Below are 20,156 nucleotides of genomic sequence, written 5' to 3' on the forward strand. Positions count from 1 at the left end.
TTCGTGGGGCACCGGTCGTCTACCTCCACGACACACGTACCGGGCGAACCGCCCACGACGCCGGAGGCACACTCATGAGCACGCAGATCTTCGTCAACCTGCCCGTCAAGGACCTCGACGCCTCCAAGGCGTTCTACACGGCCCTCGGGTACTCGGTGAACGAGCAGTTCACGGACGAGAACGCGTCCTCGATCGTCCTCAGCGACACGATCTACGTCATGCTCCTCACCGAGGAGTTCGCGAAGCGGTTCACGAACAAGTCGATCGCCGACGCCACGTCGACGACCGAGGTCATCAACGCCCTGAGCGTCGGCACGCGCGAGGAGGTCGACCGCCTGGCCGACGCCGCGTTCGCCGCCGGCGCCACCCCGGTCAAGGACCCCCAGGAGGAGGGCGGGTTCATGTACTCCCGCAGCTTCGCCGACCTCGACGGCCACCAGTGGGAGGTCCTCTTCATGGACCCGACGGCGTTCGAGGGCTGACGCACCGCACGAGGTAGAGCGTCCGGTCTCGAGGTAGAACCCCGCGTGTCCTCCCTCGAGACCGGACGCTCCATCTCGTGACGGTCGGTCTCGGGAATCGGGCGGGCGCGCGTGCCGTTGCCGCCATCATGCGAGCCATCACCTACTCCCGCTACGGCGGCCCCGACGTCCTCGAGACGACCGAGCTCCCGACCCCCAAGGTCGGGCCCGACTCCGTGCTCGTGCGCGTGCGCGCCGCGAGCGTCAACCCGGTGGACTGGAAGGTCCGCGAGGGCTACCTCGACCAGATCATGGACGTAGCCTTCCCCGTCGTCCCCGGCTGGGACGTCGCGGGCGTCGTCGAGCGCGTGGGCCTGGACACGCCCGAGCTCCAGGTGGGCGACGAGGTGTACGGGTACGTGCGCAAGGACGTCGTCGGAGGCGAGGTGTCGGGCGGGACGTTCGCCGAGCTCGTCGCGGCGCCGGTCCGCACGCTCGCGCGCAAGCCCGCGGCGTGGTCGTTCGAGGAGGCCGCCGCCGTGCCGCTCGCGGGTCTGACGGCATTCCAGACGATCCGGCGCGCGGGGGTCGCGGCGGGGCAGACGGTCCTCGTGCACGCCGCGGCCGGCGGCGTCGGGTCGTTCGCCGTCCAGATCGCCCGGGCGCTCGGCGCGCGCGTGATCGGGACCGCGTCCGAGCGCAACCACGACTTCCTGCGCTCGCTCGGCGCCGAGCCGGTCACGTACGGCGACGGACTCGCGGACCGCGTCCGGGCGCTCGCGCCCGAGGGCGTGGACGTCGTCCTCGACTACGTGGGCGGCGACGCGCTCGACACGGTGCCCCAGGTGCTGCGCGACGGCGGCACGGTCGCCTCGATCACGGAGGCCCGGGCGCGCGACGAGCTCGGCGGGCACTACGTGTGGGTGCGCCCCGACGCGGCGGACCTCGCGGAGCTCGCGCGCCTCGGCGAGGAGGGCGTCCTGCGTCCGGAGGTCGCGGAGGTGTTCGACCTCGCCGACGCCGCCGACGCGCACCGCGCGAGCCAGTCCGGCCACGTGCGCGGCAAGATCGTCGTCCGGGTCTGACCCCCGCGAGATCGACCCGAGCGTCCCCAGATCGACCCACCGAGGGTCGATCTCGGCCGCTCGGGTCGATCTCCTCGTCGTCAGGCGTCCGGGAGCTCGCGCAGCGGCGACGTGAGGTCGCCTCCCGCGTCGCCCGTGTTCACGGTCCCTCGGCGCTCGACGAGCACCGCGGAGGTCTCGACGTCGGCCCGCGGCCGGTGCTCGACGCCCCGCGGCACGACGAACAGGTCGTGTGGCCCCAGGACGACCGCCCGCTCGACGCCGTCCTCGCGCAGGTCGATCGTCAGCTCGCCCGCGAGCACGAGGAACAGCTCGTCGGTGTCGGGGTGGGTGTGCCAGACGAACTCGCCGCGCACCTTGACCACCTTGACGTCCTGGTCGTTGAGGCTCGCGACCCGGTGGGGCTGCCAGTGCCCGTCGAACGTGTCGAGGGCGGCGAAGAGGTTGCGCGCGTCGGTCATGTGCCCACCCTGCCACTCCCCTGCGCGCCGCGAGATCGACCCGCACGTCCGAGATCGACCCTCAGAGGGCCGACGTCGGAGCGCTCGGGTCGATCTCGCGGGTGAGCGGTGCCACGCTGGCACCATGTCCAGCACCGACGCCGCACGTCCGGGGGCCGCGTTCGGCCCCGAGGTCTACGCCGCCCGCCGCGAGCGCGCCGCCGCGCACGCCCGCGACGCCGGGCTCGCGGGGCTCCTCGTCTCGCCGGGGCCCGACCTCGCCTAGTTCACCGGCTACGCGCCGCCGGACACCGAGCGCCTCACGCTGCTCGCCATCCCCGCGGGCGAGCCCGGCGCACGGGCCGGCGCGTCCGTCGTCGTGCCGCTGCTCGAGCGCGGCGACCTGGTCTCGGCCCCGGGCGCCGACGGGCTCGACGTCGTGACCTGGCGCGACGGCGACGACGAGCACGACGCCGCCGCACGCCTCCTCGACGGGACCGGCACCTATGCCGTCTCGGACTCGACGTGGGCGCTGCACGTGCTCGGTCTCCAGCGAGCCCTCCCGGACGCGCGGTTCACCGCGTTCACCGACGCCGTCCCGACGCTGCGCGCCGTCAAGGACGCGCAGGAGGTCGAGCGCCCCGCCGCGGCGGGCGCCGCCGCCGACGCCGCCTTCGGCCAGATCCGCGAGGTCGCGTTCGCGGGCCGGCGCGAGCGGGAGGTCGCCGCCGACCTCGACCGGTTCCTGCGCGAGCACGGGCACGAGCAGGTCGACTTCACGCTCGTGTGCGCGGGACCGAACGGCGCCGACCCGCACCACGACGCGGGCGACCGGGTCATCGAGCCGGGCGACCTCGTCGTGCTCGACTTCGGCGGGCTCCGCGACGGCTACGGCTCGGACACGACGCGCACGGTCCTCGTCGACGGTGGCACCGACGACGCGCTCGCCGCGCAGCAGCGCGAGGTCTACGACGTCGTCCGCCGCGCCCAGCAGGCAGGGGTCGACGCCGTACGACCCGGCGCGACGTGCCAGGACGTCGACCGCGCGGCGCGCGCCGTCATTACCGACGCGGGCTACGGCGAGTTCTTCGTGCACCGTACGGGGCACGGCATCGGCACCACGACCCACGAGCCGCCGTACATGGTGGAAGGCGAGGACCGGCCGATCGAGCCCGGCATGTGCTTCTCCGTCGACCCGGGCATCTACCTGCCCGGACGGTTCGGCGTGCGGATCGAGGACATCGTCGTCGCGTTCCCGCCGGACGTGCCCGACGGCGCACGCCGCCTCAACACCTCGACGCACGACCTCCAGACCGTCCGATGAGGGACCCGGCGCGCTGGCCCGCCTACAACGCGGCCCAGCGCGGGCGGCCCGTGCGCGACCTGTGCCGCCGGGTCCTCGACCTCGCAGGCCCGGGCGACGGGCGCCTCGCGCTCGACCTGGGCTGCGGGGCGGGCGTCGAGACGGCCGCGATGCTCGACGCCGGGTGGCGCGTCGTCGCGCTCGACCCGGCCCCTGGGACCGGCGACCTGGTGCGTGAGGTCGTCGGGCCGGGCGACCGCGGTCGGCTCACCGTGCACGAGGCCGGCGCCGCGGACGTCTCCACCCTGGTCCGCCCCGCGGCCGTGCAGCTCGTCCACGCGAGCTACGCGCTCCCGCACCTGCCGCGAGCGGTGTTCGACGACGCGTGGCGGCAGGTCCGCGCCGCGCTCTCCCCGGGCGGGTGGCTCGCCGTCGACCTGTTCGGCGACCGCGACTCGTGGGTCGGCGCGCAGGACGAGACCTTCCTGTCGCGCGCCGAGGTGGACGACCTCCTCGCCGGGCTGGACGTCGTGGTGCTCGACGAGGTCGAGGAGGACGGCGAGGCGTTCAGCGGGCCGAAGCACTGGCACACGTACGCCGTGGTCGCCCGAGCACCGGGCTGAGCGTGCACGCTCAGGCGGCGGCGTCCGCGGTCGCGCGCACCTTCTCGTTGCGGATGCCGACCCAGCTCAGCACGCCGCCGAGGACGAGCAGCGCCGCCGTGACGACGAGCGAGCGGTGGAAGCCGTCGAGATCGAGCACGCCGCCGACGATCACGCCCGCGAACGCGATGACGACCAGGCCCGCGACGCGGGACACCGCGTTGTTCACCGCCGAGCCGATCCCAGCGTCCGCTGCGGGGATCGAGCCGAGGATGGCGGACGTGAGCGGGGCCACGGTCATCGCGAGGCCGAGGCCGAAGAGCAGGAGACCCGGGAGGACCTGGGTGACGTAGACGGCGTCGTCGGTCGTCGTGAGCAGCAGCAGGTAGCCGGCCCCGCCGACGATCGGCCCGACCGTCATGAACAGGCGCGGGCCGTAGCGGCCCGCGAGCGCCCCGAACCGCGTGGAGAGCGCGAGGAGCACGAGGGTCACCGGGAGCTGGGCGAGCCCGGCGGCCGTCGCGCTGTACCCGCCGACCTGCTGCAGGAACAGCGTGACGACGAACCCGCCGAAGTAGAGCGCCCCGTAGATGGCGGCGGTCGCGAGGTTGCCCCACGCGAAGTTGCGCACGCGGAACAGGCGCGGCGGGAGCATGGGGTCGGGGGCGCGACGCTCCCACCCGACGAACACCACGAGGCACGCGACCCCGACGACGCACGGCCCCCACACCACCGGGCTCGCCCACCCGAACCGGCCCTGCTCGATGAGCGCGAACACGGTGCCGGCGAGCCCGACGGCGGCGAGCGTCGCCCCGGCGACGTCGATGCGGCGTCGCCCGTCTGGGCCGCCCGCGGCCCCCGGCTCCTCCGCAGCGGACCGCGGGACGCCGCGCAGCAACCACAGCGTCACCGCGACGGGGAGCACGTTGATCCAGAACACCCAGCGCCACGAGATGGTGTCGATGAGGATCCCGCCGAGCAGGGGGCCGACGAGCGACGCGGTGCTGGTCCACGCGGTCCAGGAGCCGATGGCACGGGACTGCCGCTCGCCGTCGAACGTCGAGATGATCATGGCGAGCGAGCTGGGCACGAGCAGCGCACCCGCGACGCCCTGGAGCCCGCGCGCGACGACGAGGAACAGCCCGTCGGGGGCGAGCGCGCACGCGACGGACGTCACCGCGAAGCCGACGAGGCCGATCGCCATGATGCGACGCCGGCCGTGGACGTCGGACAGCGAGCCCGCCAGGAGGATGAGCGCGCCGAGCGTGATCATGTACGCGTCGACGACCCACTGCTGCAGTGCGAGGCCCGTGACCGGCCCGGTCGTCAGCTCGGCGGAGATCGCGGGCAGCGCGACGTTGACCACCGAGCCGTCCAGGAACGACACGAACGACGCGAGGACCGCGACCACCAGCACTCGCTGCTGCACCGTCACCGACCCACCGTACGACTCGACTCTCATGCCGTCCCGACCGAGGCGACCGGGACGGCGTGACGCGCGGTGCTCCGCGGGGCGGTCGGTCGACACCATACCTAGAGGTAGGTATGGTGACCGCCATGACGACGACCGACGCCCGCGCGCGCCTCGTCGCCGCCGCGCAGGAGCTGTTCTGGGCCCAGGGCGTCGGCGCGACCAGCCCGCGCGAGGTCCTCGCCGCGAGCGGCGTGGGCCAGGGCAGCCTCTACCACCACTTCCCCACCAAGCACGACCTCGCCGCGGCGGCCGTCCACGCCACGACGACCGCCGGGCTCGACGCGGCGCACCGCGACCTCGACGCCGACGGGACCGCCGTCGAGCGCCTCGTCCGCTACCTCGAACGGCCGCGGCCCGCGCTCGCCGGGTGCAAGGTCGGGCGCCTCGTGAGCGACCAGGCCGTCATGGACGACGCCACGCTGGCGGCGGAGGTCCGGACCTACTTCCGCGGGCTCGTCGACCTGGCCGCCGCCGTCCTGGCGGAGGACGGGCTGCCCGACGACGCCGCCCGCGACCGCGCGCTCGCGGCCGTCGCGATCGTGCAGGGCGGGTACGTCCTGGCGCGCGCCCTCGACGACCCCGACGCGATGACCGCGGCGGCCCGCGGGTTCGTCGCGCTCCTGGACCCTCGACCCGCCGACCCGCTGGAGGACGCATGACCGCCGCACCCGACCGCCCGTCCCTGCGCGAGCGCCTGCGCGCGCTGCCGGTGCTCGGCGCCGGCCTGCCCGGCCTCGACGTCGACGCGGCACCCGACAAGCCTGGCACGCTCTTCGTCGACTGGCTCCTGGAGGCGATCGACGCCGGTCTGCCGGCACCGCACGCGGCAACCCTCTCGACCGCCGACGCGAGCGGCCGGGTCGACGCCCGGACGCTGATCCTCAAGGACGTCGACGGCGACGGCTGGGTCTTCGCCACCCGCGCCGACTCGCCCAAGGGCCTGGCGCTCGCGGAGAACCCGAACGCAGCGCTGACGTTCTTCTGGCGCGAGCACGGCCGCCAGGTGCGGGTGCGCGGTCCGGTGGTCCCGCTCGGCCCCGACGCGTCCGCCGCCGACTTCCTCGCGCGCTCCGACGCCTCCCGCGCGACCGCGCTCGCGGGACCGCAGAGCGACCCGCTCGCGTCGCAGGACGCGTACCGGACCGCGTGGGACGCGGCGCTCGCACGGGTCCGCAGCGAGCCCGGACTCGTCCTCGACGCGTGGACCGCGTACGCCCTGGAGCCCACGAGCGTCGAGTTCTGGGCGTCCTCGCCCGAGGGCCAGACCCGCCTCCGCTACGCCGCGGCCGCGGACACCCGGACCGCAGCACCCACCTGGACGAAGGAGCTCCTGTGGCCCTGACCGGAACCGGCCCGCTCGCGCTCCCCGACGTCGAGGACGCGCGCCACGACGCACGGTCCGCGCTCGCCGCCGTCACCGCCGCGACGCGCACCCTCGGCGACGACGGCCTCGCCGGCCCCTCGACCCTTCCCGGCTGGTCGCGCAGCCACGTGCTCGCGCACGTCACGGCGATCGGCGAGGCCATGGCCCGCCAGGCGGAGCACGCCGCCCGCGGCGCGCTCGTCGAGGTGTACGACGGCGGAGCCGCCGGCCGCGAGGCCGGCATCCAGGCGGGCGCGGGCCGGTCCGTCGCCGCGCACGTCGTCGCGCTCGAGGCGCTCGCCGAACGCCTCGACGCCGCGTGGCCGGAGCCCGGGTCGTCCGGGTGGGACGCCCCCGTGACCTACCGCGACGGGACCGTCGCCGACGCGCTCGTCGCATGGTGGCGCGAGGTCCGCGTCCACGCCGTGGACCTCGACGCCGGGATCGGCCTCGACACCTGGCCGCGCTCCCTCGACCTCCACCTCCTCGACTTCCTCGGGGTCCGGCTCGCGGACGACGTCGTGGTCGAGCTCGCGAGCGAGCCCACCGTGCTCGGGGTGGGTCCGGGCGGCCTTCGCCTCGCTGCCGAACCCGGGATCTCTCCCGACTCGGAGACTCCCCTGGGGAGCGACCCCGGGTTCGACGCGCGAGCCGGTGTCGTCGTCCGGGGTCGCCTGACCGACGTCGCCGCCTGGCTCGCGGGCCGCGCCCCCGACGCCGCACCCCTCGCGTTCCGCTCCGGCGAACCGGTCGCCCTTCCCGAGATCAGCCCCTGGCCCTCCCCGTACTCGCCGCCGCGGTAGACCCGCGTCGGGGTTCGACGCGTGGCCGGGTCTCGGGCGCGAGCCGAACCCGCCGCTCGAGCGGCGGAGCCTCTGAGCCCTCCGCGACCTGCTCTCCCTCGGCGGACGGGGGTCCCGGGGTGCGGGTGAGACGTCCGGCCTGTGCCGGTCGGGACGTTCGTCCCGCGAAAGTGTGACGCACGCCCGTGACGGAACGCACACTTAGTGCACTCTTTCACAAGCGTAGAATCGGAGCGTGTCGAGTCGAGCGAGCAACCCCGCAAGCAGCGCAGACCAGATCGACGTAGCCCTCATCGGCGGTGGCATCATGAGCGCCACGCTGGGAGCCCTCCTCAAGGTCCTGGAGCCTTCCTGGACCGTGCGCATCTACGAGCGTCTGGACGCCGTGGCGCAGGAGTCGTCGAACCCGTGGAACAACGCCGGGACCGGCCATGCCGCCCTGTGCGAGCTGAACTACACGCCGGAGAAGGCGGACGGCTCGATCGACATCACCAAGGCGGTGAAGATCAACGAGCAGTTCGAGGTGTCGCGCGAGTTCTGGCACCACCTGCTCACCACCGGCGCCCTCCCCCAGCCCGCGAGCTTCATCTCCCGCACGCCGCACATGACATTCGTGCGCGGCGCGGAGAACGTCGACTACCTGCGCCGCCGGTTCGAGACGCTGCGCCGGCACCCGCTCTTCAGCGAGCTCGAGTTCAGCGACGACCCGGCCGTGATCGCCGAGTGGGCCCCGCTCCTCGTCGCGGAGCGCGACGGCGACGAGCCGGTCGCGGCGACGCGCGCGACGAGCGGCACGGACGTCGACTTCGGCGCCCTCACGCAGCAGCTCGTCGACTACCTCGTCTCGCAGGGCACGCAGCTCTACCTCGAGCACGAGGTGAAGAACCTCAAGAAGACGAAGGACGGCCGCTGGCGTCTGACGGTCAAGGACCGCTCGTGGAACGCCCCGAAGCGCCGCTCGACGGTCGAGGCGCGGTTCGTGTTCGTCGGCGCGGGCGGTGGCGCCCTGCCGCTGCTCCAGGCCGCGGGCATCCCCGAGGCCAAGGGTTACGGCGGCTTCCCCATCAGCGGCGAGTTCCTGCGCACCGACAGCCCCGAGCTCGTCGCGCAGCACCAGGCCAAGGTGTACGGCAAGGCCGACGTCGGCTCCCCGCCCATGTCCGTCCCGCACCTGGACACGCGCGTCGTCGACGGCAAGACGTACCTGATGTTCGGCCCCTATGCCGGGTTCAGCCCCAAGTACCTCAAGAAGGGCAAGTACCTCGGGCTGTTCACGTCGCTGCGCCTGCACAACCTCGGCTCGATGGTCGGTGCGGGCCTGAAGAACCTCGACCTCACCCAGTACCTGGTCGGCCAGCTCCTGGCGAGCCCGGAGACCAAGTTCACGGCGCTCCAGGGCTTCATGCCGACGGCGCACCCCAAGGACTGGGAGACCATCACCGCCGGCCAGCGCGTGCAGGTGATCAAGAGGGACAAGGACGGCAAGGGCGTCCTCGAGTTCGGCACCGAAGTCATCGCCGCCGGCGACGGCTCCATCGCGGGCCTGCTCGGGGCCTCGCCGGGCGCGTCGACCGCGGTCCCCGCGATGATCGACCTGCTGGAGCGCTGCTTCCCCGCGCGCTTCACCAAGTGGCGCCCCGAGCTCGCGACGATGATCCCGAGCCTCGGCCACGCCCCCTGGGAGGCCGAGGAGCTCGAGGGTCTCGACCAGCTCACCGGCGGCGCGGACGTCGACGCGGTCGGCTCGCGCGCCTGACCAGGATCTGACGCCCCTCCCCCACGACGGCCCGGACCTCCACGAGGTCCGGGCCGTCGCGTCTCTGTCGCCACGTCTCTGTCGCCCCCTCTCTGTCGCGGCGTCTCTGCAGCCGCCTCCTTGCCGTCCTGGCCGTCTCGCGTCCGTCGTCGTGCGTTCGCCGCGGGCACCGACCGCGTCAGCGCGGGAGCGGCACGCGCCGCGCCGCGCTCGGCGGACGCCGGTTCGACGTCGGCGGCTCGGCGAGCGTCGCCGACGCCTGCGCCGGGGCACCCCGCACGCCGTCGCGCACGGCAGGGTTCGGGACGACGCGCCGCAGGACGAGCTCGGCCGCGACCGCGTGCGGGTCGACGTGCGCGCCCTGCGCGTCAGGGCGCGAGGCCGCCGCCCGCAGGTCGGCGTCGAGACGCTGCGCGTCGCGGTCCGGGCGCTCGCCGTCGACCGACCGGTCGCCCCACGCGCCGGCACCGGGCCACGCGCCGTCGGACCCCGCGGGGAACCACGGTCGCGCGGGGTCCTCGCGCCGCACCGCGAGCGCCGCGACGGTCGGGCCGACGACGAGGAGAAGAACCACCACACCCCAGAAGATGTCCATGCCCCCACCCTTCCGCCGGGCGGCTCCGCCGACGAGTGGCAGGACTGACACCTCTCGACAAGATCCCGCCACGGGCGTAGCGTGCCGTGCATGGTGCACTCCGTCGCTGCCGTCGTGTGCGATGGCCTGGCCCCGTTCGAGTTCGGCGTCGTATGCGAGGTGTTCGGCCTCGACCGGAGCGAGGACGGCGTCCCGCCGTTCGACTTCCGCGTGTGCGGCCCGGTCGCCGGGTCGCCCGTCCGCACGTCGGTCGGCGCGCAGGTCGTCCCCGACCACGGGCTCGACGCGACGGACGACGCCGACCTCCTCATCGTCCCGGCGATCCGCATCGGCTCGCACTACCCGCCCGAGGTGCTGGACGCGGTCCGACGCGCGTCGGACCGCGGCGCGCTGCTGCTGAGCGTGTGCTCCGGGGTGTTCGTGCTCGCCGCGGCCGGCGTGATCGAGGGGCGGCGCGTCACGACCCACTGGATGCACGCCGACGAGCTGCGTCGCCGGTACCCGAGCCTGGACATCGACCCGGACGTGCTGTTCGTCGACGACGGCAACCTCGTGACGAGCGCCGGGACCGCAGCGGGGATCGACGCGTGCCTGCACCTCGTGCGGCGCGAGCTCGGGGCCAAGGTCGCGAACACGATCGCGCGGCGCATGGTCGTGGCGCCCCAGCGCGAGGGCGGTCAGCGCCAGTTCATCGAGCGCCCGGTCCCGGAGTGCGAGGAGGACTCGTTCGCCGAGCTGCTGGAGTGGATGACCGAGCACCTCGACGAGTCGCTCACGGTGCGCGACCTGGCGCGCCGGGCCCACACGTCGGAGCGGACGTTCGCGCGTTCGTTCGTCGCCCAGACGGGCACGACGCCGCTCGCGTGGCTGACGTCGCAGCGCGTCGCGCACGCGCAGTCGCTGCTCGAGGAGTCGTCGCTCGACCTCGAGGAGGTCGCGCGGCGCTGCGGTTTCGGGTCGGCGGCGCTCCTGCGCCACCACTTCCGGCGCGCGGTCGGCATCACGCCGACGGAGTACCGCCAGACGTTCCGCTTCGCCGCCTGACCACGACGCCGCCCGTCCGGCTCCTGCGCGAGTTCTTCACGTGACGCGCTCGCATGCGCAACCTACGGTCCCGTAGGGTGGGGGTCATCTGCAGCACGAGCACCCGCTCACCTCCGCGGCTGGGAAGTCGACACCGACACCCTGCGAGGCCGCACATGACCTCTGCCGCAGTGCGCCCGGGCTTCCGGGCCACCCGTCCCCGCACCGACGAGCCGGGCGCCGTCACCAGCACGTACAGCGCGCTGTCGCGCACCGTGCGCGACGCCGGCCTGCTCCACCGGACGCACGGCTACTACCTGTGGACCCTCGCCGTGCTGACGCTCGCGCTCGGCGGCGCCGTCGCCGGGTTCGTCCTCCTCGGCGACTCGTGGTTCCAGCTCCTGATCGCCGGGGCGCTCGGCCTGATCTTCACCCAGTTCGCGTTCGTCGCCCACGAGGCGTCGCACCGGCAGGTCTTCGCGTCCGGCCCGGCGAACGACCGCCTGGGTCGCATCCTCGCGAACGGCGTGGTGGGGATCAGCCACTCGTGGTGGATGAACAAGCACACGCGCCACCACGCGAACCCCAACCAGCGCGGCAAGGACCCGGACATCGCCCCGGACGTCGTCGTCTTCCTCGACGAGGACGCCGCCGCCGCGAAGGGCTTCCGCTCGGTGATCAACCGCTACCAGGGGTGGCTGTTCTTCCCGCTCCTCACGCTCGAGGGCCTCAACCTGCACGTCCAGGCGTACCGCTCGCTCCTCGCGGGTGGCCGGACGCGCGGCAACGTCCGCGACCGGGTCCGCGAGCTCGTCATCCTCACGCTGCGCCTGTCGCTCTACGTGGGGGCGATCTTCTGGTTCCTGCCGCTCGGCATGGCGTTCGCGTTCCTCGGCGTGCAGCTCGCCGTGTTCGGCGTCTACATGGGGGCGTCGTTCGCGCCCAACCACAAGGGCATGGCGATCATTCCCGAGAACGCGAAGATCGACTTCCTGTCCAAGCAGGTCCTCACGTCGCGCAACATCCGCGGCGGCTGGTGGATGAACGTCCTCATGGGCGGGCTGAACTTCCAGATCGAGCACCACCTCTTCCCGAGCATGCCGCGTCCCCACCTCGCGCGGGCGCGGGAGATCGTGCGCGAGCACTGCGCGAACCTCGGCCTGCCCTACACGGAGACCAGCCTCGTCCAGTCGTACGGCATCGTGGTCCGCTACCTCAACCGCGTGGGGCTCTCGGCGCGCGACCCGTTCGACTGCCCGATGTTCCGCCAGCTCCGCAAGGTCTGACGGGACAGAGGCGTGCCGCCCGGGCCCTCAGGTCCGACGACGCCCGGGCCGGTCAGGCCGACGCCGCGTGCCCGTGCCGCCAGTACCCGACGAAGTCGACGTGCGCCTTGGGCACGCCGCGGTCGTTGACGAGGTGGCGGCGCACCCCGGTCGCGAGCGTCGACTCCCCCACCGCGTACGCGTAGACGGGACCGGACGGCAGGTCGGCCGACCGCACCGCCTCGAGCGCCAGCGCGCCGGGCAGGAGCGCGTGCGGGTCGGTGCCCGCGGGAGCGGAGCCCTCCCGCACGACCCAGCGCAGCTCAACGCCGGCCGGGACGCGGAAGTCCTGCGCGTCCGCCGCCTCGGGGATCTCGACGATCGCGAGGCCGCGCGCGTCGTCGGGCAGCGACTCGCAGATGCCCGCGACCGCGGGCAACCCGGTCTCGTCGGCGACGACGAGGGTCCAGTCGTGCGGGACGCGCGGGTTGTACCCCACACCCTGGTCGAGCACGCCGACGCGGTCGCCCGGCTGCGCGGACAGCGCGAACGACGACGCGGGCCCGGCGTCCCCGTGGACGACGAAGTCGACGTCGATCTCGCGCAGGTCGGGCCGCGCGGCGCGCACCGTGTAGTTGCGGACCCAGGGCCGGCGCGCCTTGGGCGTCGCGAGGTACTGGACGTACCACATGCCCGACGTGCGCGTGGGCAGGCGCAGGGACTCCTGGTCGTCGCGGGCGAGGAACATCCGGAACCACTGGTCGAAGCCCATGGGTGTGAAGAGGTCCATGTCTTCGCCGCCGAAGGTCACCCGCACGACGTTCGGGCTCACCCGCTTGCTGCCCACCACGCTCAGCGTGACGACGTGCGCGTCGGCGGGCTTGACCATCTTGAACGTGGCCACCAGCGGCTCCTCGGGGTGCGGCCCGGGCCTCCCGGGCGGACGACGGCCCCGCGACCACGGTGACCGTAGGCAAGGCTATCCTCACCTGCGGGCCACCGTCGATGTGGCCGATCCCACACACCCCGTGCCCCTCCCCGGCCCGGAGGCACCGCGCTCCGCTGGCATGCTCGACGCGTGGAGCTTCCCGTCGCCTGGTCCGTCGTCCTGCTCGTCGCCGCCGCGTGGAACCTGCTCATCTGGCCGCGGTTCCTCCAGCGCATCGCCAAGGACCCCCGCGCGCGGGACGCCGAGGGGCGCGCGACGCGCTTCCTCACGGTGCACGTCGTGCTCATCGCGGTCTCGCTCGTTCTCGCTCTGGCAGTCGGCGCGCTCGGCGTCCTCACGCTCGTCTGAGCCCGGCCAGCCGCTCCGGGTTCCGGAAGAGCAGGACGCGCACGACGCGCTCGCCGTCGTACTCGACGGACGCCGCCATCGCCGGCGCCCCCTCCACGGTCCACACCCCGCCCAGCGCGCCGTTGACCAGCGCCGGCTCGAAGGCCATCGCCGTCGTCTCGGGCTTCGCCGAGAGGCCCACGAGCATGCGCGCCACCTTGTCCGCCCCCGTCACGGGTCGCAGCGCCGCGCGCGCCTTCCCGCCGCCGTCGCTCACCACGACGACGTCCGGCGCGAGGACCTCGACGAGCGCGGTCGTGTCACCCGTGGCGCACGCGGCCATGAACCGCTCGACGGCGGCACGCTGCGCGTCGTCGGGCGGCGTGAACCGCGGGCGACGCGCCCGCACGTGCTCGCGCGCGCGGTGCGCGGTCTGACGCACGGACTCGGCCGAGCGGTCGAGGCCCTCGGCGATCTCGTCGTACGGGACGTCGAACACCTCGCGCAGCACGAACACGGCGCGCTCGAGCGGGCTCAGCGTCTCCAGCACGACGAGCAGCGCCATCGAGACGTCCTCCGCGCGCTCGACCTGCAGCGCGGCGTCCGGCGTCGTGAGGAGCGGGTCGGGCAACCACGACCCCACGTACGTCTCGCGGCGCGCCCGCAGCGCGCGCAGCCGGTCGAGCGCGAGCCGGGTCGTGACGCGCACGAGGTAGGCGCGCGGGTCCAGGACGTCGGACCGGTCCGCAGCGGACCAGCGCAGCCACGCCTCCTGGACCACGTCCTCGGCGTCGGCCGCGGAGCCCGTCATCTCGTAGGCGACGGTGAAGAGGAGCCGGCGGTGGGCGCTGAACGGTACGAGAACCGGGTCGGGGCCGCGACGGTCCGCGACGTCGTCGGGCGGCGCGGTCTCGGCGTCGTCGCTCACCCGGCCAGCCTGCCAGCCGTCGCCGCCGTGCGCAGCCCGCCGTCGAGCGGGACCTCGCAGCGGTCGCTGAAGCCCTGGCTGGACAGGCCGAGGGCCGCGTTGATCCGGCTGCGCAGGTTCTCCAGCGCGACGACGGCGGTGAGCTCGACGAACGCGGGCTCACCCAGGTCGTCGACCAGCGCGGCCGCGAGCTCGTCCGTCACCGTCGGCGGGGTCGCGGTGGCCGCCTCGGCGTACTCGAGCACGCGCCGCTCGACGGCGGTGTACGCGTCGCTGTCGCGCCACGCGGGCACGTCGTGGAGCTTGCGGGGGTCGACGTCGCCGTGCTCCGACTCCCAGTAGCCGAAGTCGACGCACCACGAGCAGCCGATCTGCACCGCGGACGCCATGACCGCGAGCGCCGAGAGCGTCGGGTCGAGCGTCCGCCAGCGCGCGGCCCCGGCCTCGAGGACGCAGTACGTCGTCGCGACGCGCGGGTCGTGCCCGATGGCGGCGAGCGGCTCGAGCACGGCGCCGTACCGCCGGCGCGAGAGCGCCGCGAGCGTGCGGTTGAGCAGGGTCCGGGGCGGGTCGAGCGAGATGCGGGCCACGAGGGTCTCCTTCCGTCAGCCGGCGCGGTGCGCGCCGGTCGAGCGCGGGGTCGACCATCCAGACGCGCGCCGCGGGCCGCGCGTGACACGCACGCGCGTGACCTGCGTCACGGCCGGTGCGCGCGCTTCTCGTTGCCCCGCCGGTAGTTCCCCGTCGCCCGCGCGAGCAGGAGCTGGACCTCGACCTCGTCGTCGCGCGCCTCGGCCCGCTCCAGGGCCGCGACGAGGCGGTCGGCCGCCGCCCCCGCGACCGTGACGACGACGCGACCGCCGCGCGCGACCCGGACGCGGCCGTCCTTGGTCACCTGGTGGTCGAACGGGTCGGGGAACGGGTCGGGGGGTGTGCGGTCGCTCGTCATCCCGCCACGCTAGGGCGCGTCGGACGACGCGCGCACCGCCTTTTGCCCGGCGTGCGGTCGCACGAGGTTCGCGAGCGGCGAGTAGCGCGGCACCCAGCGCGCGAGAGCCGCCGCGGACCCCGCGCCGAGGAGCGACGTCGCCCAGACGCCGGCCGCGAGCGACCCCAGCGCGGCCCCCGCCGAGAGCACGAGGGGGCCCAGCGCGTCGCCGGTGTCCTGGAAGAGCCGCCACACGCTGAGGAAGGTCGGGCGCACGTCCGCGGGGGCGACGTCGGCCCCGAGCGTCATGACGATGCCCGACCCCATCCCGTTGCCGACCCCGAGCACGGCCGCGACGACGGTCACCGCGCCCACCGTGTGGGCGAGGGGCAGGAGCGCGAGCCCGGCGGCCATGGTGAGCATCGACGGCACGGCGACCCACAGGCGCCCGAACCGGTCCATGACCTTGCCCGCCGGGTAGAACAGCAGCATGTCGAGCGCGCCGGAGACGCCGAAGACCAACGACGTCACCTCCGCGTCCAGCCCGAGGTGCTCGCCCCAGAGCGGGATGACGGTCTGGCGTGCCCCGCGGACGGCGCTCACCAGGAGGATCGCGACGCCGAGGGTCGCGAAGAGGCGCCGGTGCTCACGAGCGACGGCGGCGATCGTGACGCGTGGGCCGCTCGACGCACGGCTCACCCGGGACCTGGCCCGACCGTCGCGCTCGCTCCCGTCCGGGCGCACGACGGCGAGCACCGCCACCGCGGCGAGCGCCGCCCCGGCCCCGAGCCAGTACGCGCCCCGCACGTCCGTCGCCGCGATGACCGCGGCACCGGCGAACGGGCCGAGGAACAGTCCGATGCGGTGCACCCCCGCGAGCGTGGACAGGACCCGCGCCCGCCGCAGCGGCGGGGTGATCTCCGTGAGGTACGCCTGCCGGGCGAGGTTGAAGACGGCGGTCGACGCCCCGAGCGCGAGGACCCCCACGGCGAGGCCCCACAGGCTCGGCGTGAGCGCGACCCCCGTGAACGCCGCCGCGGCGACGCCGCCCGCGAGGAGCATCGCCGCGCGGTCGCCGAGCCGCTGGGCGAGCGCCCCGGCCGGGAGGTCGAACAGGATCTTGCCGATCGGGACGAGCGCGGCGATCAGCCCCGCGACCGTGAGGCTCGCGCCGCGACCGGTCGCGGTGACCGCGACCACGGGCAGCATCGCGCCGATGCCGATCTCGAGCACGAGGGTCGGGACGAACGCGCCGAGGACGACGCTGCGGAGCGGGAAGAGCGGCGCGTCGGTGCCCGCCGGGGCGGTCACCGCACCTCCGCCGCGGCCTCGACGCCCACCGGCTCGTCGTCGGGCCGCGTCACCTCCGCCCCGCGGCACGCGGGAGCGTCGGCGAGGAGCTCGAGGAGCTGGGGCGCGGCGGAGGCCGTGCTGTCCCAGCGTCCGGTCACCACGGAGACGACCCAGCTCGGCGCGCCGCCCTCCGGCAGCGGGATCGTCACGAGGCGCTCGGCCTGCGGCTTCGCGGCCACGTGGCGGGGCACGAGGGCGATGCCGAGACCGCGGTCGACGAGCTCGAGGAGCGTGTGCACGTCGTTGACCGAGCACCGCACGCGCCGGTGGACGCCGTGCGCCGCGCACGTGGCGTCGTTGACGGGACGCGCACCCCACGACGGGTCGAAGTCGACGAACTCCTGGCCGGAGAGGTCGGCCCAGTCGACCCTGCCCCGCGCGGCGAACGGGTGCTCCGGGGCGCACACGAGCACGAGCGGCTCGCTGCCCAGCACGGTCTGCGACAACGACCCCAGGTGCTCGGTGGTCGCGACGAACGCGACGTCGAGGTCGCCCTCGCGCACGCGTGCGAGGAGGTCGTGCGAGCCGGCCTGCGCGAAGTGGATCTCCACCTGGGGGTAGCGGCGGTGGAAGCGCTCGAGCAGCGTGGTGACGTCGAGGACGCCGAGGCACTGCTCCGAGCCGACCCGCAGCGAGCCGGACAGGGCGCGCGTCGCGCGGACGACCGCGTCGCGCCCGGCGGCCGCCTGCGCGAGCATGGAGCGTGCGTGGGGCAGCAGCGCCAGGCCCGCCTCGGTGGGCTCGACGCGGCGGGTCGTGCGCGTGAACAGGCTCGCGCCGAGCTCCTCCTCGAGGCTCCGGACCGCGGCGGACAGGCCCGACTGCGAGACCCCGACGAGCTGGGCGGCCCGGGTGAACTGGCGCTCGTCCGCGAGCGCGACGAGGTACTCCATCTGACGAAGATCCATTGACCACTCGCACTTCTCTATATGACAACTACTAGTTGTTGGACTTCTAGGTTATCGCTTCCTAGGCTCGAGCAGTGCCGGGTCGGTCGTCTCGTCCCGCCCGGCGCCCGCCTCGCCGGCGGCGACGTCCCTTCTACCCCTGACCCCGTGAGGAAGTCCCCCATGCAGCAGCGCAGTCTCGGATCCCGGACGGTCTCCGCGATCGGTCTCGGCGGCATGCCGATGTCGATCGAGGGTCGCCCGGACGAGGCCCGGTCCGTCGCGACGATCCACGCCGCGCTCGACGCGGGCGTCACGCTGATCGACACGGCCGACGCCTACCACCTGCACGCCGACGAGGTCGGGCACAACGAGGAGCTCATCGCGCGCGCCCTGCGCTCCTACGGCGCCGACACGTCCGGCGTCCTCGTCGCGACCAAGGGCGGTCACCTGCGCCCCGGCGACGGCACCTGGACCCGCGACGGCGACCCGGCCTACCTCAAGCGGGCCGCGAAGGAGTCCGCCCGCCGGCTCGGCGTCGACGCGATCGGCCTCTACCAGTTCCACCGGCCCGACCCGGCCGTCCCGTACGCCGACTCGGTCGGTGCGCTCGTCGAGCTGCTCGACGAGGGCGTGATCGAGCAGGCGGGGATCTCCAACGCCGACGTCGCGCAGATCGACCTCGCGCACGAGCTCCTCGGCGGCCGCCTCGCGTCGGTGCAGAACCAGTTCTCGCCCCGCTTCCGGTCCAGCCAGGGCGAGCTCGAGCACTGCGCGGCGCTCGGCGTCGCGTTCCTGCCCTGGAGCCCGCTGGGCGGCATCACGAACGCCGCCGAGCTCGGCGCGCGCCACGCCGTCTTCCAGGAGGTCGCCGACGCGCACGGCGTGAGCGTCTACCGGGTGACGCTCGCGTGGGAGCTCGCGCTCGCGCCCGTCGTGATCCCCATCCCAGGCGCCTCGCGGCCCGCGTCGATCCTCGACTCGGCGGGCGCCGCCGACGTCGTCCTCACCCCGGAGGAGGTCGCGCGGCTGTCCGCCGCGTGACGTCCACCGCGTCCCCACCAGCGAAGGAGCTCAGCGGTGAAGACCTTCACCCTCCCCGGCACCGACCTCGTCGTCCCGGACGTCGTGCTCGGCCTCATGCGCATCCAGGACAAGACCGACGACGAGGTCCGCACGCTCGTGCGCACGGCCCGGGACGCCGGGATCACCTTCCTCGACCACGCCGACGTCTACGGCACCGACCTGCACGGCTGCGAGCGCCGGTTCGCCGAGGCGCTCGCCCTCTCCCCCGCCGAGCGCGCGGAGTGGGTCATCCAGTCCAAGGCCGGGATCGTGCGCGAGGGCCCGTACTTCGACTTCTCCTACGAGCACCTCGTCGCGTCCGTCGAGGGTTCGCTCGACGCGCTGCGCACGGACTACCTCGACATCCTCCTGCTGCACCGGCCCGACGCCCTCGTCGAGCCCGAGGAGGTCGCGCGCGCGTTCTCCGACCTGCACGCCGCGGGCAAGGTGCGCGCGTTCGGGGTCTCGAACCACACGCCGGGGCAGATCGAGCTGCTGCGCCGGTACGTCGAGCAGCCGATCGTCGCGAACCAGCTCCAGCTCTCGATCACGCACGCGCCGATCGTCGCGCAGGGCGTCGCGGCGAACATGCAGGGACTCGACCAGTCGATCAGCCGCGACAGCGGGATCCTCGACTACTGCCGCCTGCACGACATCACCGTCCAGGCGTGGTCGCCGTTCCAGGCGGGGTTCTTCACCGGCGTCTTCCTCGGCTCGGAGAAGTACCCCGAGCTCAACGCCGTGATCGACCGGCTCGCCGCGCAGTACGACGTGCCGCCCATCGCGATCGCGACCGCCTGGATCACGCGACACCCGGCACGGATGCAGGTCGTGCTCGGGACCACGAACCCGGAGCGCGTCGCAGGCGCGGCCGTCGGCTCCGACGTGCCGCTCACGCGCGCCGAGTGGTACGAGCTGTTCCGCGCCGCGGGCTACACCGTCCCCTGACGGACGCTCCGCGCGGGGCGTCCCGCACGCCCGTGCCGAAGGTCACGCACGGGCCGTCCGGGCCGCCCCGCGGGGCGGTCTAGGCTCGTGCCGTGGCAACCTTCTCGGCAGTGACCCGGCAGCACATCCTCCAGGCGATCGCGGACTGGGACGACCGGGGTCGGGACGCGTTCCTCGGGGTCTACGGCTTCACCGCCAGCCCCGGGACGCCTCTCCTGCACGAGGACCGGGCGTACGACGCCCAGGCGATCCTCGGCGTCGCGCATCGCTACGCGACCGGGCGCGTGGCGACGGCCGAGGAGTTCCGCAACAGCCCCGTCGGCGTCGCCGACCTGCTCCGCAAGCGCGGGTTCGACGTGCCCGGCGCCGCCCCTGCGGCGCCGGCGCCGGCGCGTCGGACCGCGGCGAAGGCCGCCACCACGCCTCGCGCCCCCCGGCGCACCACGACGCCGCGCGCGTCCGAGCTCGAGAAGCCGCCGGCCGTGTGCCCCACGTGCTTCACGGTCCTGCCCGCGACGGGCATCTGCGACGACTGCGGCTGAACCGGGTCCCCCGACGCACGACGAAGGGGCGCCGTCCGACCGGACGGCGCCCCTTCGTC

Annotated in this window: 24 protein-coding genes; 15 read left to right on the top strand and 9 right to left on the bottom strand. The window is 74.2% G+C overall.

Annotated elements, in window-relative coordinates; translation table 11 throughout:
- Positions 1–74: 74 nt before the first annotated feature.
- Both NHH00_RS04120 and NHH00_RS04125 read left to right on the top strand, forming a co-directional pair.
- Positions 75–482, top strand: a complete 408-nt coding sequence (locus NHH00_RS04120; RefSeq protein WP_253050387.1) for a VOC family protein — start codon at positions 75–77, stop codon at positions 480–482.
- Positions 483–610: 128 nt separating this feature from the next.
- Positions 611–1,546 carry an NADP-dependent oxidoreductase gene (locus NHH00_RS04125; protein ID WP_253050389.1) on the top strand — a complete coding sequence of 312 codons (936 nt, stop codon included), beginning with the start codon at positions 611–613 and terminating at the stop codon, positions 1,544–1,546.
- Positions 1,547–1,626: 80 nt separating this feature from the next.
- Here NHH00_RS04125 and NHH00_RS04130 read toward each other — a convergent pair whose 3' ends face one another.
- Positions 1,627–2,007 carry a cupin domain-containing protein gene (locus NHH00_RS04130; RefSeq protein WP_253050391.1) on the bottom strand — a complete coding sequence of 127 codons (381 nt, stop codon included), beginning with the start codon at positions 2,005–2,007 and terminating at the stop codon, positions 1,627–1,629.
- A 124-nt stretch (positions 2,008–2,131) separates the two neighbouring features.
- On the opposite strand from NHH00_RS04130, the gene NHH00_RS20950 reads away from it, so the two are divergent.
- The 3 genes from NHH00_RS20950 to NHH00_RS04140 all read left to right on the top strand — a co-directional run bounded on the left by NHH00_RS20950 (position 2,132) and on the right by NHH00_RS04140 (position 3,912).
- Positions 2,132–2,272, top strand: coding sequence for a hypothetical protein (locus NHH00_RS20950; protein ID WP_308202255.1), 141 nt, complete (start codon positions 2,132–2,134; stop codon positions 2,270–2,272).
- Positions 2,273–2,365: 93 nt separating this feature from the next.
- Positions 2,366–3,310: a M24 family metallopeptidase gene (locus tag NHH00_RS04135; protein ID WP_308202256.1), complete on the top strand. Its 945-nt coding sequence runs from the start codon at positions 2,366–2,368 to the stop codon at positions 3,308–3,310.
- On the top strand, positions 3,307–3,912 hold the full coding sequence (locus NHH00_RS04140) for a class I SAM-dependent methyltransferase (protein WP_253050393.1): 606 nt from the start codon (positions 3,307–3,309) through the stop codon (positions 3,910–3,912). The genes NHH00_RS04135 and NHH00_RS04140 overlap by 4 nt, the downstream gene beginning before the upstream one ends.
- Before the next feature lie 10 nt (positions 3,913–3,922).
- Here NHH00_RS04140 and NHH00_RS04145 read toward each other — a convergent pair whose 3' ends face one another.
- A complete protein-coding gene (locus NHH00_RS04145) occupies positions 3,923–5,326 on the bottom strand; it encodes an MFS transporter (RefSeq protein ID WP_253050395.1) in 1,404 nt (467 codons plus the stop codon).
- 122 nt (positions 5,327–5,448) lie between these two features.
- Between NHH00_RS04145 and NHH00_RS04150 the strand changes: the two genes are divergently transcribed.
- From NHH00_RS04150 to mqo, 4 genes are all read left to right on the top strand, one after another.
- Positions 5,449–6,024 carry a TetR/AcrR family transcriptional regulator gene (locus NHH00_RS04150; RefSeq protein ID WP_253050397.1) on the top strand — a complete coding sequence of 192 codons (576 nt, stop codon included), beginning with the start codon at positions 5,449–5,451 and terminating at the stop codon, positions 6,022–6,024.
- A complete protein-coding gene (locus NHH00_RS04155) occupies positions 6,021–6,707 on the top strand; it encodes a pyridoxine/pyridoxamine 5'-phosphate oxidase (RefSeq protein ID WP_253050398.1) in 687 nt (228 codons plus the stop codon). Before NHH00_RS04150 ends, NHH00_RS04155 begins: the two co-directional genes overlap by 4 nt.
- A complete protein-coding gene (locus NHH00_RS04160; protein WP_253050400.1) occupies positions 6,698–7,531 on the top strand; it encodes a maleylpyruvate isomerase family mycothiol-dependent enzyme in 834 nt (277 codons plus the stop codon). Before NHH00_RS04155 ends, NHH00_RS04160 begins: the two co-directional genes overlap by 10 nt.
- Positions 7,532–7,766: 235 nt before the next feature.
- Positions 7,767–9,287 carry a malate dehydrogenase (quinone) gene (gene mqo / locus NHH00_RS04165; protein WP_253050402.1) on the top strand — a complete coding sequence of 507 codons (1,521 nt, stop codon included), beginning with the start codon at positions 7,767–7,769 and terminating at the stop codon, positions 9,285–9,287.
- A 178-nt stretch (positions 9,288–9,465) separates the two neighbouring features.
- On the opposite strand, the gene NHH00_RS04170 is transcribed toward mqo, so the two are convergent.
- The gene (locus tag NHH00_RS04170) at positions 9,466–9,882 is read right to left on the bottom strand and encodes a hypothetical protein (protein WP_253050404.1); all 417 of its coding nucleotides are present in this window, start codon (positions 9,880–9,882) and stop codon (positions 9,466–9,468) included.
- Between the two features lie 90 nt (positions 9,883–9,972).
- On the opposite strand from NHH00_RS04170, the gene NHH00_RS04175 reads away from it, so the two are divergent.
- Positions 9,973–10,926, top strand: coding sequence for a helix-turn-helix domain-containing protein (locus NHH00_RS04175; protein ID WP_253050406.1), 954 nt, complete (start codon positions 9,973–9,975; stop codon positions 10,924–10,926).
- Positions 10,927–11,081: 155 nt separating this feature from the next.
- A complete protein-coding gene (locus NHH00_RS04180; RefSeq protein WP_253050408.1) occupies positions 11,082–12,191 on the top strand; it encodes a fatty acid desaturase family protein in 1,110 nt (369 codons plus the stop codon).
- 52 nt (positions 12,192–12,243) lie between these two features.
- Here the strand turns inward: NHH00_RS04180 and NHH00_RS04185 are convergent, their stop codons facing one another.
- Positions 12,244–13,074, bottom strand: a complete 831-nt coding sequence (locus NHH00_RS04185) for a siderophore-interacting protein (RefSeq protein ID WP_308202257.1) — start codon at positions 13,072–13,074, stop codon at positions 12,244–12,246.
- A gap of 174 nt (positions 13,075–13,248) precedes the next feature.
- Here NHH00_RS04185 and NHH00_RS04190 point away from each other — a divergent pair, with 174 nt between their 5' ends.
- Positions 13,249–13,467 (top strand): SCO4848 family membrane protein, encoded by a 219-nt coding sequence (locus NHH00_RS04190; protein WP_253050410.1) that lies wholly within the window; start codon positions 13,249–13,251, stop codon positions 13,465–13,467.
- Here the strand turns inward: NHH00_RS04190 and NHH00_RS04195 are convergent.
- From NHH00_RS04195 to NHH00_RS04215, 5 genes are all read right to left on the bottom strand, one after another.
- Positions 13,454–14,374, bottom strand: a complete 921-nt coding sequence (locus NHH00_RS04195) for an RNA polymerase sigma-70 factor (RefSeq protein WP_308202258.1) — start codon at positions 14,372–14,374, stop codon at positions 13,454–13,456. The genes NHH00_RS04190 and NHH00_RS04195 overlap by 14 nt on opposite strands.
- The gene (locus NHH00_RS04200; protein WP_253050411.1) at positions 14,371–14,964 is read right to left on the bottom strand and encodes a carboxymuconolactone decarboxylase family protein; all 594 of its coding nucleotides are present in this window, start codon (positions 14,962–14,964) and stop codon (positions 14,371–14,373) included. The genes NHH00_RS04195 and NHH00_RS04200 overlap by 4 nt, the downstream gene beginning before the upstream one ends.
- Before the next feature lie 107 nt (positions 14,965–15,071).
- Positions 15,072–15,323: a hypothetical protein gene (locus NHH00_RS04205; RefSeq protein WP_253050413.1), complete on the bottom strand. Its 252-nt coding sequence runs from the start codon at positions 15,321–15,323 to the stop codon at positions 15,072–15,074.
- A 9-nt stretch (positions 15,324–15,332) separates the two neighbouring features.
- On the bottom strand, positions 15,333–16,613 hold the full coding sequence (locus NHH00_RS04210; protein WP_253050415.1) for an MFS transporter: 1,281 nt from the start codon (positions 16,611–16,613) through the stop codon (positions 15,333–15,335).
- The gene (locus tag NHH00_RS04215) at positions 16,610–17,563 is read right to left on the bottom strand and encodes a LysR family transcriptional regulator (RefSeq protein WP_253050417.1); all 954 of its coding nucleotides are present in this window, start codon (positions 17,561–17,563) and stop codon (positions 16,610–16,612) included. The genes NHH00_RS04210 and NHH00_RS04215 overlap by 4 nt, the downstream gene beginning before the upstream one ends.
- Before the next feature lie 162 nt (positions 17,564–17,725).
- Here NHH00_RS04215 and NHH00_RS04220 point away from each other — a divergent pair, with 162 nt between their 5' ends.
- The 3 genes from NHH00_RS04220 (at position 17,726) to NHH00_RS04230 (ending at position 20,097) form a co-directional block, all read left to right on the top strand.
- Positions 17,726–18,586, top strand: a complete 861-nt coding sequence (locus NHH00_RS04220; protein WP_253050419.1) for an aldo/keto reductase — start codon at positions 17,726–17,728, stop codon at positions 18,584–18,586.
- 36 nt (positions 18,587–18,622) lie between these two features.
- The gene (locus NHH00_RS04225; RefSeq protein ID WP_253050421.1) at positions 18,623–19,555 is read left to right on the top strand and encodes an aldo/keto reductase; all 933 of its coding nucleotides are present in this window, start codon (positions 18,623–18,625) and stop codon (positions 19,553–19,555) included.
- A 92-nt stretch (positions 19,556–19,647) separates the two neighbouring features.
- Positions 19,648–20,097, top strand: coding sequence for a hypothetical protein (locus tag NHH00_RS04230; RefSeq protein WP_253050423.1), 450 nt, complete (start codon positions 19,648–19,650; stop codon positions 20,095–20,097).
- Positions 20,098–20,156 lie beyond the last annotated feature (59 nt).

Origin of the sequence: Cellulosimicrobium cellulans (genome assembly GCF_024124905.1) — a bacterium.
GTDB classification, from domain to species: Bacteria; Actinomycetota; Actinomycetes; order Actinomycetales; family Cellulomonadaceae; genus Cellulosimicrobium; species Cellulosimicrobium cellulans_G.